Origin of the sequence: Pseudomonas sp. FDAARGOS_380 (assembly GCF_002591235.1) — a bacterium.
GTDB lineage: Bacteria > Pseudomonadota > Gammaproteobacteria > Pseudomonadales > Pseudomonadaceae > Aquipseudomonas > Aquipseudomonas salmasensis.
Map to the genome: position 1 here is coordinate 4,503,869 of NZ_CP023969.1, position 13,699 is coordinate 4,517,567.

Genomic DNA, 13,699 nt, shown 5'->3' on the forward strand with positions numbered 1-13,699 from the left:
AATCCTCACTGAACCGCGGCCGCGGGCGTGTTCAACAACACGACGGCAGCCGTCACCAGCAAATTGATCAGGGTCAGCGGCAGGCAGAATCTCCAGCTGAAATCCATCACCTGGTCATAGCGTGGGCGCGGAATCGAGGCGCGCAGCAGGATGAACAGCATGATGAAGAACGCGGTCTTCAGGAAGAACCAGAAGAAGGCCAACTGCGGCAGGATGCCAAACGGACCGTGCCAGCCGCCGAAGAACAGCGTGACCAGCAGGGCCGAGATCAAGATGATGCCGATGTACTCACCGACGAAGAACATGCCCCACTTCATGCCGGCATATTCAATGTGGTAACCGTCGGCCAGTTCCTGTTCCGCTTCCGGCTGGTCGAAGGGGTGACGGTGAGTCACGGCCACGCCAGCGATGAAGAAGGTGCAGAAGCCGAAGAACTGCGGAATGATGAACCACAGGTTCTGTGCCTGGTACTCGACGATGTCGCGCATGTTGAACGAGCCAACCTGCACCACGATGCCCATCAGTGCCAACCCCATGAACACTTCATAGGATACGGTTTGCGCCGAGGCACGCAAGCTGCCCAGCAGGGCGAACTTGTTGTTGCTCGACCAACCGGCGAACAGCACCGCGTACACCGACAAACCGGCCATGGCGAAGAAGAACAGCAAGCCGATGTTCAGGTCCGCCACGCCCCAGGTCGGGGTGATCGGGATGATCGCAAAGGCAATCAGCAAGGCGCTCATGGCCACCACCGGTGCCAGGGTGAAGATCACCTTGTCGGCAAACGGCGGGGTCCAGTCTTCCTTGAAGAACATTTTCAGCATGTCGGCAGCGATCTGGAACATGCCGAACGGGCCAACGCGGTTCGGACCGTAACGGTCCTGCCACCAGCCCAGCAGGCGACGTTCGACGAAGCTGAGCAGGGCGCCCGCGACGACCACGGCCAACAGGATCACGATGGCCTTGACCACCGAGATGATCACGTCAATTACTTCCGGCGTGAACCAAGTCATTGCGCTGCCTCCTGCAGACCGTCAACGGTTTTGCCGAAAATGGCAGGCGGAATACCGGCGATGCCTTTAGGCAGTGCAACCAGGCCGGCACCCAGCTCGTCATTGATACGCAGCGGCAGACGCAGGGTCTGGCCGGCCACGTTGAGGCTGAGCAGCGCACCGTCGTTGACGCCCAGGCGGTCGGCTTCGGACTTGGCCACGGACACGTAAGCGGCAGGAATGCGCTCTTGCACCGGCGCGGCCTTGGAAGAAGTTTCTTCGCTGCCGAACAGGTGGAAGAACGGCACGACCTGCCAGGTGCCCGGCGCCGGGTTGAACGGACGCGGTACCGCAGCGAACCAGTTCAGCGAGTCACCGCTGGTTTCGATCAGGCGGGTGCCCGGGTCGCCAGCGCGGATATGACCACCGACTTCGTCCTGGAACTTGTTCCAGGCCTGCGGCGAGTTCCAGCCCGGCGACCAGGCAAACGGCACCTGCTGACGCGGTTCGGCCGAACCCGAGTAACCTTCCATGGAGAAGGCGAACGCGGTGTCGTTGTCCTGCGGGGTACGCGGCTCGTGCACGCTGATGTCGGCGCGCATGGCGGTACGACCGGAGTAGCGCAGCGGCTCACGCGCCAGTTTCAGGCCCTTGATGCGGAACGCGGCAGATGGCGCGGCATCGACGATACGAGCAAGCTGCGGCGCGCTGGCGGCGGTGGCAGCGGTGACGTGGTCGAGCTGGGTCCAGTCGATCGGCTGGTTCAGCAGGGTGGCGCGCAGGGCATGCAGCCAGCGCCAGCCTTCGTGCACCAGGATGCTGGCGTCCATGTACTTCGGATCGAACACCTGGAAGAAGCGCTGGGCGCGGCCTTCCTGGCTGACCAGGGTACCGTCGCCTTCAGCGAAGGTGGCGGCTGGCAGTACCAAGTCGGCGCGGTCGCTGGTGGCGGTCTTCTGGTGGTCGGCGACGATCAGCACCTTGGCGGCGTTGAGCGCAGCGTCAACCTTGGCGGCAGCGGTGCGGGTGTACAGGTCGTTTTCCAGTACCACGATGGCGTCGGCGTTGCCGTCGATCACGGCTTGCAGCGCCGCGTCCACGGACTCGCCACCGAGCATGGCCAGGCCCAGGCTGTTGGCTTCCGGTACTACCAGGCTGATGGAACCGTTTTTGTCGCGCAGCTTCAGGGCCTTGGCGATGTTGGCAGCGGCTTCGATCAGCGCCTTGGAACCCAACGAGGTACCGGCAATGATCAACGGGCGTTTGGCGGCCAGCAGGGCGTCGGCAATGCGCTGGGCCAGTTCCACGGCTTCAGCGTCCAGGCCTTCAACGGCAGGCGCGCTGGCGTCGAGGGCGTGGGCCACGGCGAAACCGAGGCGGGCCAGGTCGTCCGGCGCAGCGTGCACGCATTCTTCAGCGATGTCGTCGAGCTTGGTTTCAGCCAGGGAAGCGATAAACAGCGGGTTAAGCGCGTGCTGGCCGATGTTCTTCACGGCGGCGTCGAGCCAAGGCTGCACGCGCATGGCGTCGGCCATTTCTTCGGCTTTGCCTTTGACCGATTGACGCAGCGACAGGGCGATACGCGCGGCGGTCTGGGTCAGGTCTTCACCGAGCACGAAGATCGCATCGTGGTCTTCGATGTCGCGCATGTTCGGAACCGGCAGCGGGCTGTCGTTCAGCACTTGCAGGACCAGGCGGATGCGCTCCAGCTCGCCGGCTTCGATACCGCAGTAGAAGTGCTCGGCACCCACCAACTCGCGCAACGCGAAGTTGCTTTCCAGGCTGGCGCGTGGCGAACCAATACCGACGATATTGCGGCCACGCAGCAGGTCGGCGGCCTTATCCAGCGCGGCGTCCAGGCTCAGCTTGGCGCCATCGGCCAGCAGGGGCTGGCGTGGGCGGTCTTCGCGGTTGACGTAGCCATAGCCGAAACGGCCACGGTCGCACAGGAAGTACTGGTTGACCGAACCGTTGAAGCGGTTTTCGATACGACGCAGCTCACCGTAGCGCTCGCCCGGAGAGATGTTGCAACCGCTGGAGCAGCCATGGCAGATGCTTGGCGCAAATTGCATGTCCCACTTACGGTTGTAGCGCTCGGAGTGGGTCTTGTCGGTGAACACCCCGGTGGGGCAGACCTCGGTGAGGTTGCCGGAGAACTCGCTTTCGAGCACGCCGTCTTCAACGCGACCGAAGTACACGTTGTCGTGGGCGCCAAACACGCCCAGGTCGGTGCCGCCGGCGTAGTCTTTATAGAAGCGCACGCAGCGGTAGCAGGCGATGCAGCGGTTCATTTCGTGGGAAATGAACGGGCCGAGGTCCTGGTTCTGGTGGGTGCGCTTGGTGAAGCGATAACGGCGCTCGTTGTGGCCGGTCATCACCGTCATGTCTTGCAGGTGGCAGTGACCGCCTTCCTCACAGACCGGGCAGTCGTGGGGGTGGTTGGTCATCAGCCACTCGACAACGCTGGCGCGGAACGCCTTGGATTCTTCATCGTCGATGGAGATCCAGGTGTTGTCGGTGGCTGGGGTCATGCAGGACATGACGATACGACCACGGGTGTCGTTCTCGTCGGTGTATTGCTTGACCGCACACTGGCGGCAGGCACCGACGCTACCAAGCGCGGGGTGCCAGCAGAAATACGGGATGTCGAGGCCGAGTGACAGACACGCCTGTAACAGGTTGTCTGCCCCATCGACTTCGAGCGCTTTGCCGTCTACGTGGATAGTGGCCATGGTTCAAAGTTCTTCGTTGGCCCGTTGTCAGCGGGCGTGGCTAATGGAATCTTGTTATTCATGTGCATCTACACAGCCTTGAAGGCGTCAGCACATGAGCAGGCGAAGGGCACGGACCCTTCGCCTGTTTAAGCGTTACGCGCCGACTACGATCGGCTTTGCCAGAGGCGGGACGGCGGCGCTGGTGGGCGCGATGCCGGCTTCGAACTCCGAGCGGAAGTATTTGATTGCGCTGCCCAATGGCTCCACGGCGCCCGGTGCGTGAGCACAGAAGGTCTTGCCTGGGCCGAGGAAACCGACCAGGCCCAGCAGGGTTTCGATATCACCCTCGCGGCCTTCGCCGTTTTCCAGGGCCATCAGCAGCTTGACGCTCCACGGCAGGCCGTCGCGGCATGGGGTGCAGAAGCCGCAGGATTCACGGGCAAAGAACTGCTCCATGTTGCGCAGCAACGAGACCATGTTCACCGTGTTGTCCACTGCCATCGCCAGGCCAGTACCCATCCGGGTACCCACCTTGCCAATGCCGCCGGCATACATCTGTGCATCGAGGTGCTCAGGGAGCAGGAAACCGGTGCCGGCGCCGCCTGGCTGCCAGGCTTTCAAGGTGTAGCCGTCGCGCATGCCGCCGGCGTAGTCCTCGAACAGCTCGCGCGCGGTCACGCCGAACGGCAGCTCCCACAGGCCAGGGTTCTTGACCTTGCCGGAGAAGCCCATGAGCTTGGTGCCCATGTCTTCGCTGCCTTCGCGCGCCAGGGATTTGTACCAGTCCACGCCGTCGGCGATGATCGCCGGCACGTTGCACAGGGTCTCGACGTTGTTCACGCAGGTCGGCTTGCCCCACACGCCCACGGCGGCAGGGAAGGGCGGCTTGGAGCGCGGGTTGGCGCGGCGGCCTTCGAGGGAGTTGATCAGTGCGGTTTCTTCACCGCAGATATAACGCCCGGCGCCGGTGTGCACGAACAGTTCGAAGTCGAAACCGGAACCGAGGATGTTCTTGCCCAGCAAGCCGGCGGCTTTGGCTTCTTCCACGGCACGGTTCAGGTGCTTGGCGGCGGTGGTGTACTCGCCACGCAGGAAGATGTAGCCGCGGTAGGTTTTCAGCGCACGGGCACTGATCAGCATGCCTTCGATCAGCAGATGGGGCAGTTGCTCCATCAGCATGCGGTCTTTCCAGGTGTTGGGCTCCATTTCATCCGCGTTGCACAGCAGGTAACGGATGTTGATGGATTCGTCTTTGGGCATCAGGCCCCACTTCACGCCGGTGGGGAAACCCGCGCCGCCGCGACCCTTGAGGCCGGCGTCCTTCACGGTCTGGACGATATCGTCCTGGGCCATGTCGGCGAAGGCTTTGCGCGCTGCCGCGTAACCGTTCTTGGCCTGGTACTCGTCGAGCCATACCGGCTCGCCATCGTCACGCAGGCGCCAGGTGAGGGGGTGAGTCTCGGCCGAACGCTTGATCAGGTTGGCCGGGCCGAAGGAAGTCAGGGTCATGGGTAGCCCTCGAGCAATTGGGTGACGCCAGCGGGCTGTACGTCACCGAATGTGTCGTCGTCGATCATCAACGCCGGCGCCTTGTCGCAGTTGCCCAGGCAGCACACCGGCAGCAGCGTGAAGCGGCCGTCCGGGGTGGTCTGGCCGAGGCCGATGCCCAGCTTGTTCTGGATCTCGCTGACCACGGACTCATGGCCGCCGATGTAGCAGACCATGCTGTCGCACACGCGAATGATGTGGCGGCCTACCGGCTGGCGGAAGATCTGGCTGTAGAACGTGGCCACGCCTTCAACGTCGCTGGCGGGGATGCCGAGGATCTCGCCGATGGCGTAGAGGGCGCCGTCGGGCACCCAGCCACGTTCCTTCTGGACGATCTTCAAGGCTTCGATAGACGCCGCGCGCGGGTCTTCGTAGTGATGCAGCTCGTGCTCGATGGCCGAGCGCTCGGTTTCACTCAAGGTGAAACGGTCTGTCTGGATAAGCGTGCTGTTCATGCTTAGCGGTCCACGTCGGCCATAACGAAATCGATACTACCCAGGTACGCAATCAAGTCCGCGACCATCTCGCCTTTGATCACCGAAGGGATCTGCTGCAAGTGGGCAAAGCTTGGGGTACGAATCCGGGTGCGGTAGCTCATGGTGCCGCCATCGCTCGTCAGGTAATAACTGTTGATACCCTTGGTCGCTTCGATCATCTGGAAGGATTCGTTGGCCGGCATGACCGGGCCCCACGAAACCTGCAGGAAGTGCGTGATCAGGGTTTCGATGTGCTGCAGCGTGCGCTCTTTTGGCGGCGGCGTGGTCAGCGGGTGATCCGCCTTGTACGGGCCGGCCGGCATGTTGCGCATGCACTGCTCGATGATCTTGAGGCTCTGGCGCATTTCTTCGACGCGCACGATGCAACGGTCGTAGGCATCGCCATTGGCCGCCAGCGGTACTTCGAACTCGAAGTTCTCGTAGCCGGAGTACGGGCGCGCTTTACGCAGGTCGAAGTCGCAACCGGTGGAGCGCAGGCCGGCACCGGTGACGCCCCATTCCAGGGCCTCTTTGGTGTTGTACTGCGCAACGCCGATGGTGCGGCCTTTGAGGATGCTGTTGTCCAGGGCGGCTTTCTGGTATTCGTCCAGACGCTTGGGCATCCAGTCGATGAATTCCTTGACCAGGCGCTCCCAGCCGTTCGGCAGGTCGTGGGCTACGCCGCCGATGCGGTACCAGGCCGGGTGCAGGCGGAAACCGGTGATGGCTTCGATAACCTTGTAGGCGCGCTGACGGTCGGTGAAGGTGAAGAACACCGGGGTCATGGCGCCGACGTCCTGGATATAGGTGCCCAGGAACAGCAGGTGGCTGGTGATGCGGAAGAACTCGGCCATCATGATGCGGATGGTGTCGACGCGGTCTGGCACCTTGATACCGGCCAGCTTCTCGACCGAGAGCACGTACGGCAGGTTGTTCATCACGCCGCCGAGGTAGTCGATACGGTCGGTGTACGGGATGAAGCTGTGCCAGGACTGACGCTCGGCCATCTTCTCGGCGCCACGGTGGTGGTAGCCGATGTCCGGGACGCAGTCGACGATCTCTTCGCCGTCCAGTTGCAGGATGATCCGGAAGGCACCGTGAGCCGAAGGGTGGTTCGGGCCCAGGTTGAGGAACATGTAGTCCTCGTTGGTGCCCGAACGTTTCATGCCCCAGTCTTCGGGACGGAAGCGCGCGGCTTCTTCTTCCAGCTGCTGCTTGGCCAGGTTGAGGCTGAACGGGTCGAATTCGGTGGCGCGTGCAGGGAAGTCCTTGCGCAGCGGGTGACCTTCCCAAGTCGGCGGCATCATGATGCGCGTCAGGTGCGGGTGGCCCGGGAAGTCGATACCGAACATGTCCCAGACTTCACGCTCGTACCAGCTGGCGTTCGGCCAGATACCGGTCACGGTCGGGATGCTCAGGTCGCTCTCGCTCAGCGCAACCTTGATCATCACGTCGCTGTTACGTTCCAGCGACATCAGGTGGTAGAACACGGTGAAATCGGCGCCGCTCGGCAGCCCCTGGCGCTTGGTCCGCAGACGCTCGTCCACGCCATGCAGGTCATAGAGCATGACGTACGGCTTGGGCAGGTTGCGCAGGAAGGTCAGGACTTCGACGAGCCTGGCACGCGCCACCCACAGCACCGGCATGCCGGTGCGTGTGGCCTGGGCGGTGAAGGCGTCAGGGCCAAAACGGTTATTGAGTTCGACAACCACATCCTGGTCGTCTGCCTTATAAGGCGGGATGTACAGAGCACTGCCTGTAGTCATGGTTTTTTATCGCTTTCGGTCAACGTAAAGAATGAAGCCAGGTTTTCGTTCTATAAAAGAAGCGGGCTGGATCAGACTTCGTCGGGGCTGCGCAGGTTGGTGACTGCGATTCGCTGTTCGCGGCGCTGTTCCTTTTGAGACGGCATCTCGGCGCGATAAACGCCTTGATCACCGACCACCCAGGACAGTGGGCGACGCTCCTTGCCAATCGATTCCTGCAACAGCATCAAGCCTTGCAGGAACGCTTCGGGACGGGGCGGGCAGCCAGGCACGTAGACGTCCACGGGCAGGAACTTGTCCACCCCTTGAACGACCGAGTAGATGTCGTACATGCCACCGGAGTTGGCGCACGAACCCATGGAGATAACCCATTTTGGTTCGAGCATTTGCTCATAGAGACGCTGGATGATCGGCGCCATCTTGATGAAGCAGGTACCGGCGATAACCATGAAATCCGCCTGGCGCGGCGAGGCCCGGATAACTTCGGCGCCAAAGCGCGCGATGTCGTGGGGCGCCGTGAAGGCGGTGGTCATTTCCACGTAGCAGCACGAAAGGCCGAAGTTGTACGGCCACAGGGAGTTTTTACGCCCCCAGTTGACCGCGCCACTCAGCACGTCTTCCAGCTTGCCCATGTAGATGTTTTTGTGGACTTGGTCTTCTAACGGGTCGGAAACGGTTTCCCGCTCGCCGATGGGGTACTGCTCGTTAGGAGCATCCGGGTCGATCCTGGTGAGATTGTATTGCATTGCCAAAGCCTCATTGTTTCAGCTTCGCCTGCCGCTTGCGACGAGCTTCCGGAGCCCAGTCAAGGGCGCCCACTCGGAACAGGTAGACAAGACCTGCCAACAGAATTGCTATGAAAACGAGAGCTTCGACGAATCCGGTCCAGCCGCTTTCGCGGACGGACACAGACCATGCAAAGAGAAAGAGGGCTTCGATATCGAAGATCACGAACAACATCGCGACCAGATAGAATTTGGCTGAGAGCCGCAAGCGGGCGCCACCTGTAGGCAGCATGCCGGATTCGAACGGTTCGTTTTTGCTGCGGCCCCAGGCTTTTGACCCGAGGAGGCTGGACACGCCGAGCATGAAGGCGCAGAGGCCTACAACACCGAGAAGGAAAATGGCAAAGCCCCAGTTGTGGGCCATGAGTCCTGTCGCGTCGGTCATGCTGGAAATCCTTAACAGAGAGCAAAGGTCTCTGAGCTCGAAAAAGTAACGATGCAGTGACGATATGTCGCACTGCAATCAATCGCGGTGATTTTATGGCTAAACACCGGGCAAGTAAAATTCCCAGGGCGAAATTATTCGGTGGAATAAGCACATAGTGCACCTTCTTGGGGCTGTAGCCCTTGTGGTGTGGGCATTAGCGGGCTTTTCATCAAATATGTTTTGTTTAAGCTGTAACGAAGTTTTCAAGCGCCAAATGATAATGACTATTGTTTGCGCGGGGTTTAAGCGAGTGTTTCTCATGTGGCGCGGGAAGTTAGCGTTACTTGCTTGAGTGTCGCTTAGTTGTCGCAACGGTCCTTTTAACCGATTGGGCCTGTGCGGATACCGCTCTGGATCAATGTTTGCGCAAAAAACCCAGCTCATACGCGCGCGCTCTGTAGGAGCGAGCTTGCTCGCGAAAATCGTCAACGATAACGCGGGTAACCCGCCAGCCAGCGGTGCTCTCAGGTTTTTCGCGAGCAAGCTCGCTCCTACAGGGGGCTATGAGCCTTTTTTAAGGCAAAAAAAACGCCCCGAACCAGTCGGGGCGTGATTGTTGCGCGGCACTGCGGTTAGGTCTTCCGTGGGGCCGCAGTGGCCGTGTACGCGGTACTTAGTGGAACTGTTCTTCTTCGGTCGAACCGGTCAGCGCGGTCACGGACGAGGTGCCGCCCTGGATCACGGTGGTCATGTCGTCGAAGTAGCCGGTGCCCACTTCCTGCTGGTGCGCCACGAAGGTGTAGCCTTTGGCGGCGTCAGCGAATTCCTGCTCCTGCAGCTTCACGTAGGCCGTCATGTCGTTGCGAGCGTAGTCGTGCGCCAGGTTGAACATGCTGTGCCACATGTTGTGGATGCCCGCCAGGGTGATGAACTGGTGCTTGTAGCCCATGGCCGACAGTTCGCGCTGGAACTTGGCGATGGTCGCGTCGTCCAGGTTCTTCTTCCAGTTGAAGGAAGGCGAGCAGTTGTAGGACAGCAGTTGGTCCGGGTATTCCTTCTTGATCGCTTCGGCAAAGCGGCGTGCTTCGTCCAGGTCCGGCTTGGCGGTTTCGCACCAGATCAGGTCGGCGTATGGCGCGTAAGCCAGGCCACGGGCGATGGCCTGGTCGAGACCGGCGCGCACTTTATAGAAGCCTTCCTGGGTGCGTTCGCCGGTGACGAACGGCTGGTCGTACGGGTCGCAGTCCGACGTCAGCAAGTCTGCTGCGTTAGCGTCGGTACGCGCCAGGATGATGGTCGGCGTACCGGCCACGTCAGCGGCCAGGCGAGCAGCGGTCAGCTTCTGTACGGCTTCCTGGGTCGGTACCAGTACTTTGCCGCCCATGTGGCCGCATTTTTTCACCGAAGCGAGCTGGTCTTCGAAGTGCACGCCGGCAGCGCCTGCCTCGATCATGCTCTTCATCAGTTCGTAAGCGTTGAGTACGCCACCGAAACCGGCTTCGGCGTCGGCCACGATTGGCGCGAAGTAGTCGATGTAGCCTTCATCGCCCGGGTTCTTGCCGGCTTTCCACTGGATCTGGTCGGCACGACGGAACGAGTTGTTGATGCGCTTGACCACGGTTGGCACCGAGTCCACCGGGTACAGCGATTGGTCGGGGTACATGGATTCAGCGGAGTTGTTGTCCGCTGCCACTTGCCAGCCGGACAGGTAGATCGCCTGGATACCGGCTTTTACCTGCTGGACTGCCTGGCCGCCAGTGAGGGCGCCCATGCAGTTGACGAAATCTTTGTCGGGACGGAAAGAAGGCTTGGCACCTTGGGTGACCAGGTTCCACAGCTTCTCGGCGCCGAGTTTTGCAAAGGTGTGCTCAGGTTGAACCGAGCCACGCAGGCGGACGACGTCAGCAGCGGAATAAGCGCGGGTTACGCCTTTCCAGCGTGGGTTTTCAGCCCAGTCTTTTTCAAGGGCTGCAATTTGCTGTTCGCGTGTCAGTGCCATGGGGAAAAACCTCGTCGCGTCTTGTTTGAAGTATCCGTTTGCCAGCCCGGCATTCGTTGCCTGGGTAGGGTTGCTCGCTGACCAGAAGCTTTGGTGTTCAAGTCAAATCTGACGGAGGGAGGCGACGGGATGAACGATGGGGCTCAAAGGGGGAGTTGAGCAGGTAAGGGCAAACTGCGAACGGTCTTCGGGCGTCGTGGGCCTTTGTACGATCCATCAGTGTGTAGCCGGGTTACCTGGTTAGCTTCCGTCCCTCGGGACAACTTCGTTCCAGTCGCAACCAACGTCAAACACACCTTGTGGGCGATACAGACACGAATCGGCTCAGGTGGGTAGCTTAGAGCAGCGATCCGAAGGCCCTTGCCAGGGCCTCTGATTAGCGGGAGCGAGGCCATCATGCCCATGCTTTTTTGGCTCGTCAAATGTTTTGTAGTGCTTTTTTTCAAGCACTACATCTTTAGTCTAATGCGACTTGCCAGTCAGTTTTCGGTGCCTCAGTTCAGGGTGTCGACCTTGACCCGTAAAGTCAGGTCATCGCGGCCCTGAGTAGAGTAGCTGCGGGTTGTAGAGGATTTGTCCGCCTGGGTTTCACGATTGATGCCGGCCAGGGGAATCCACTCGCCCAAGCGGCCGCTGACGGTTGTGTCGGTGCTTTGCACGTTCACTACATCGGGACGTTCCTGGCTCATCCGGTCACGGTTGGTACTGATGGCCAGGTGCACGGTTTCGCCAGTGACGCTGGCGGTCACGTAAAACCCCTGTGTGACGTTGCGATACTGGGTCTGGCTTTGCAGACGGCCATAGCTGTCCTGCTGCGTGGAGGTCAGCGGCACGCTCTGGCCAACCTGGATCAGCGCGGGCACGCCTTCGCTGGCCTGGATCTGCTGGATGCCGCCATCGCGGCTGGCGGTACCATAGCTGATGATGCGGGTCTGGCTGTCACCGCTGTTCTGCTGGTTGTTCTCGTTGGTATCGACGGTGATCAGCAAGCGTTTGGCTGGGGTGTCCAATTGGCCGAGCAGTGCGCGCAAGCCCTCGATCTTGGCGGGCTCGGCGTTAACGATAAGCTGGTTGCCGTAGGCGCTGACGGTGCCGTCCTTGCCGATGAAGTTTTGCGCGACCGGCAACAGGTCGGCGCTGGTGCGGTTGTTCAGGTTGACGACTTCAGTGGCGGCCATGGCGCAAGCGCTGACGGTCATCAGGAGGGCGGTGAGCAGGGTGCGTAGGGACATGTCCGTTATCTCTGCGAGTCATTTGCTTGATAGTGCCAGTTTGTCGGCCTGGCAGGGCGCAAGTTGAATCGTAGACGGCAAAATGCCCTGGCAGGCAGGGCATTTGGGGTGTTGCTGAAATAGCTATCGCAGGCAAGCCAGCTCCCACACTTGGAATGCATTCACATGTGGGAGCTGGCTTGCCTGCGATAAAGGCGACGCGGTCTCAAATCAGCCCTCGCGCACCATATCCACATGCGGAATCCCGACTTCAAGAAACTCATCGCTGACAATCTTGAAACCCAGCCGCTCATAGAACGGCGCCGCATACACCTGCGCACTCAGGAACTGCCGGGTCTGGCCACGTTGCTCGGCCACGCCAATCACGGCTTCCATCAGCTTGTCGCCGACTTTCAGCCCGCGCCAGTCCTTGAGCACCGATACACGGCCAATCTCGCCGCTGGGCAGCAGTCGAGCGGTGCCAATCGGGAAATCGCCTTCGAATGCCAGAAAATGCACCGCATCGGCATCGTCGGCGTCCCACTCCAGTTCAGGCGGGACCGATTGTTCGGCGATAAATACCGCTTCACGAATGCGCCGAATCTCGTCGATATCCTTTCGCCAGTCCGCGACACTTACGTGAATTTTATTCATCCGCGAACCCCAGGCTGCCTTGCTTGACCAGTTCGCACAGCAGGTCGCGACCGTCTTCGTCGGCCAGCCACTCGCCCAGGTTTTCGCTGTGCAGTGCATCGGCCGAGCACACCAGCTTCAACAGTTCACGCAGTTTGCCCGGCAGGTAACGGCTCTGGCCGCTGGCGAACAGCAGCACGTCGTCGTCCACTTCGGACCAGGCCAGGCGCGCGCTTGGGTTGCGCACCAGAATCGCGCCGTCTTGCAGGCTGTTGATGAAGTCTTCTTCGCCCAACTCTTCGCCGGCTACCAGTTCCGGGTAGCGTGGTTCGGTCATGAACTGGCCGAACCAGGTCAGCAGCATGCGCTCATCGCTCATGTGTTCGGCGAGCAGGCCCTTGAGGCGGTCCAGTGCGTCGCCCTGAATCTGGTGCGGGTCGCTGACCGGCTGGGCGTCTGCGTCGGTGTAGCGTTCTTCGTCGGTCAGGTACTGGCTGAGGAAGTCGGTGAAGTGGGTCAGCACTTCAGCGGCGCTCGGTGCACGGAAACCTACGGAATAGGTCATGCAGTCGTCTTCAGCAATACCGAAATGGGCCAGGCGCGGCGGCAGGTAGAGCATGTCGCCCGGCTCCAGCACCCATTCGGCGCTTTCTTCGAATTCGGCGAGGATGCGCAGGTCGGCGTGTTGCAGCAACGGGCTTTCGGAATTGCACATCTGGCCGATCTTCCAGTTGCGCTTGCCTTGGGCTTGCAGCAGGAACACGTCGTAGTTATCGAAATGCGGACCGACGCTGCCACCCGGCGCGGCGAAGCTGATCATCACATCATCGATACGCCAGCTCGGCAGGAAGCGGAAGTGCTCCAGCAGCTCGGCCACTTCCGGCACGAACTGGTCGACCGCTTGCACCAGCAGGGTCCACTCACGCTCGGGCAGGGTGCTGAAAGCGTCTTCGGCGAACGGGCCGCGACGCAGTTCCCACGGGCGCTCGCCGTGTTCGATCACCAGGCGCGACTCGACTTCTTCTTCCAGGGCCAGGCCTGCCAGTTCGTCGGCGTCGATCGGGCTTTCGAAGTCAGGGATGGCCTGGCGGATCAGCAGCGGTTTTTTCTGCCAGTAGTCGCGCAGGAATTCCCGTGCCGTGATGCCGCCCAGAAGTTGAAGAGGGATATCAGGATTCATGTGTAACCTATTGAAAAAAAGCACTTTT

The 13,699-nt window shown here is 60.8% G+C and carries 11 protein-coding genes; all 11 read right to left on the reverse strand.

Features of this window, described 5'->3' with window-relative positions; translation table 11 throughout:
* Positions 1-5: 5 nt before the first annotated feature.
* The 11 genes from nuoH to CRN80_RS21285 all read right to left on the reverse strand — a co-directional run bounded on the left by nuoH (position 6) and on the right by CRN80_RS21285 (position 13,671).
* Positions 6-1,013 (reverse strand): NADH-quinone oxidoreductase subunit NuoH, encoded by a 1,008-nt coding sequence (gene nuoH / locus CRN80_RS21230; RefSeq protein ID WP_003174724.1) that lies wholly within the window; start codon positions 1,011-1,013, stop codon positions 6-8.
* Positions 1,010-3,724 carry an NADH-quinone oxidoreductase subunit NuoG gene (nuoG, locus tag CRN80_RS21235; RefSeq protein ID WP_098950993.1) on the reverse strand — a complete coding sequence of 905 codons (2,715 nt, stop codon included), beginning with the start codon at positions 3,722-3,724 and terminating at the stop codon, positions 1,010-1,012. The genes nuoH and nuoG overlap by 4 nt, the downstream gene beginning before the upstream one ends.
* A 135-nt stretch (positions 3,725-3,859) precedes the next feature.
* On the reverse strand, positions 3,860-5,215 hold the full coding sequence (gene nuoF, locus CRN80_RS21240; RefSeq protein ID WP_032896666.1) for an NADH-quinone oxidoreductase subunit NuoF: 1,356 nt from the start codon (positions 5,213-5,215) through the stop codon (positions 3,860-3,862).
* The gene (gene nuoE, locus CRN80_RS21245) at positions 5,212-5,709 is read right to left on the reverse strand and encodes an NADH-quinone oxidoreductase subunit NuoE (protein WP_003174721.1); all 498 of its coding nucleotides are present in this window, start codon (positions 5,707-5,709) and stop codon (positions 5,212-5,214) included. Before nuoE ends, nuoF begins: the two co-directional genes overlap by 4 nt.
* 2 nt (positions 5,710-5,711) lie before the next feature.
* On the reverse strand, positions 5,712-7,496 hold the full coding sequence (gene nuoC / locus CRN80_RS21250; RefSeq protein WP_003192111.1) for an NADH-quinone oxidoreductase subunit C/D: 1,785 nt from the start codon (positions 7,494-7,496) through the stop codon (positions 5,712-5,714).
* Between the two features lie 71 nt (positions 7,497-7,567).
* Complete coding sequence (locus CRN80_RS21255; RefSeq protein ID WP_003174719.1) at positions 7,568-8,242, reverse strand: NADH-quinone oxidoreductase subunit B family protein; 675 nt, start codon at positions 8,240-8,242, stop codon at positions 7,568-7,570.
* A gap of 10 nt (positions 8,243-8,252) precedes the next feature.
* Positions 8,253-8,666: an NADH-quinone oxidoreductase subunit A gene (locus CRN80_RS21260; protein ID WP_003192109.1), complete on the reverse strand. Its 414-nt coding sequence runs from the start codon at positions 8,664-8,666 to the stop codon at positions 8,253-8,255.
* A 655-nt stretch (positions 8,667-9,321) separates the two neighbouring features.
* A complete protein-coding gene (gene aceA, locus CRN80_RS21270) occupies positions 9,322-10,647 on the reverse strand; it encodes an isocitrate lyase (protein ID WP_003174717.1) in 1,326 nt (441 codons plus the stop codon).
* A 494-nt stretch (positions 10,648-11,141) separates the two neighbouring features.
* Positions 11,142-11,879, reverse strand: coding sequence for a secretin N-terminal domain-containing protein (locus CRN80_RS21275; RefSeq protein WP_098950995.1), 738 nt, complete (start codon positions 11,877-11,879; stop codon positions 11,142-11,144).
* A 210-nt stretch (positions 11,880-12,089) separates the two neighbouring features.
* Entirely contained in the window at positions 12,090-12,512 is a 423-nt protein-coding gene (locus CRN80_RS21280; protein ID WP_098950997.1) for a GNAT family N-acetyltransferase, read from the reverse strand.
* Entirely contained in the window at positions 12,505-13,671 is a 1,167-nt protein-coding gene (locus CRN80_RS21285) for a cupin domain-containing protein (protein ID WP_014718907.1), read from the reverse strand. Before CRN80_RS21285 ends, CRN80_RS21280 begins: the two co-directional genes overlap by 8 nt.
* Between the last annotated feature and the right edge of the window lie 28 nt (positions 13,672-13,699).

Coding starts and splice junctions, on each gene's coding strand:
- nuoH (WP_003174724.1), bottom strand. CDS start 1,013: ATGACTTGGTTCACGCCGGAAGTAATTGACGTGATCATCTCGGTGGTC.
- nuoG (WP_098950993.1), bottom strand. CDS start 3,724: ATGGCCACTATCCACGTAGACGGCAAAGCGCTCGAAGTCGATGGGGCA.
- nuoF (WP_032896666.1), bottom strand. CDS start 5,215: ATGACCCTGACTTCCTTCGGCCCGGCCAACCTGATCAAGCGTTCGGCC.
- nuoE (WP_003174721.1), bottom strand. CDS start 5,709: ATGAACAGCACGCTTATCCAGACAGACCGTTTCACCTTGAGTGAAACC.
- nuoC (WP_003192111.1), bottom strand. CDS start 7,496: ATGACTACAGGCAGTGCTCTGTACATCCCGCCTTATAAGGCAGACGAC.
- CRN80_RS21255 (WP_003174719.1), bottom strand. CDS start 8,242: ATGCAATACAATCTCACCAGGATCGACCCGGATGCTCCTAACGAGCAG.
- CRN80_RS21260 (WP_003192109.1), bottom strand. CDS start 8,666: ATGACCGACGCGACAGGACTCATGGCCCACAACTGGGGCTTTGCCATT.
- aceA (WP_003174717.1), bottom strand. CDS start 10,647: ATGGCACTGACACGCGAACAGCAAATTGCAGCCCTTGAAAAAGACTGG.
- CRN80_RS21275 (WP_098950995.1), bottom strand. CDS start 11,879: ATGTCCCTACGCACCCTGCTCACCGCCCTCCTGATGACCGTCAGCGCT.
- CRN80_RS21280 (WP_098950997.1), bottom strand. CDS start 12,512: ATGAATAAAATTCACGTAAGTGTCGCGGACTGGCGAAAGGATATCGAC.
- CRN80_RS21285 (WP_014718907.1), bottom strand. CDS start 13,671: ATGAATCCTGATATCCCTCTTCAACTTCTGGGCGGCATCACGGCACGG.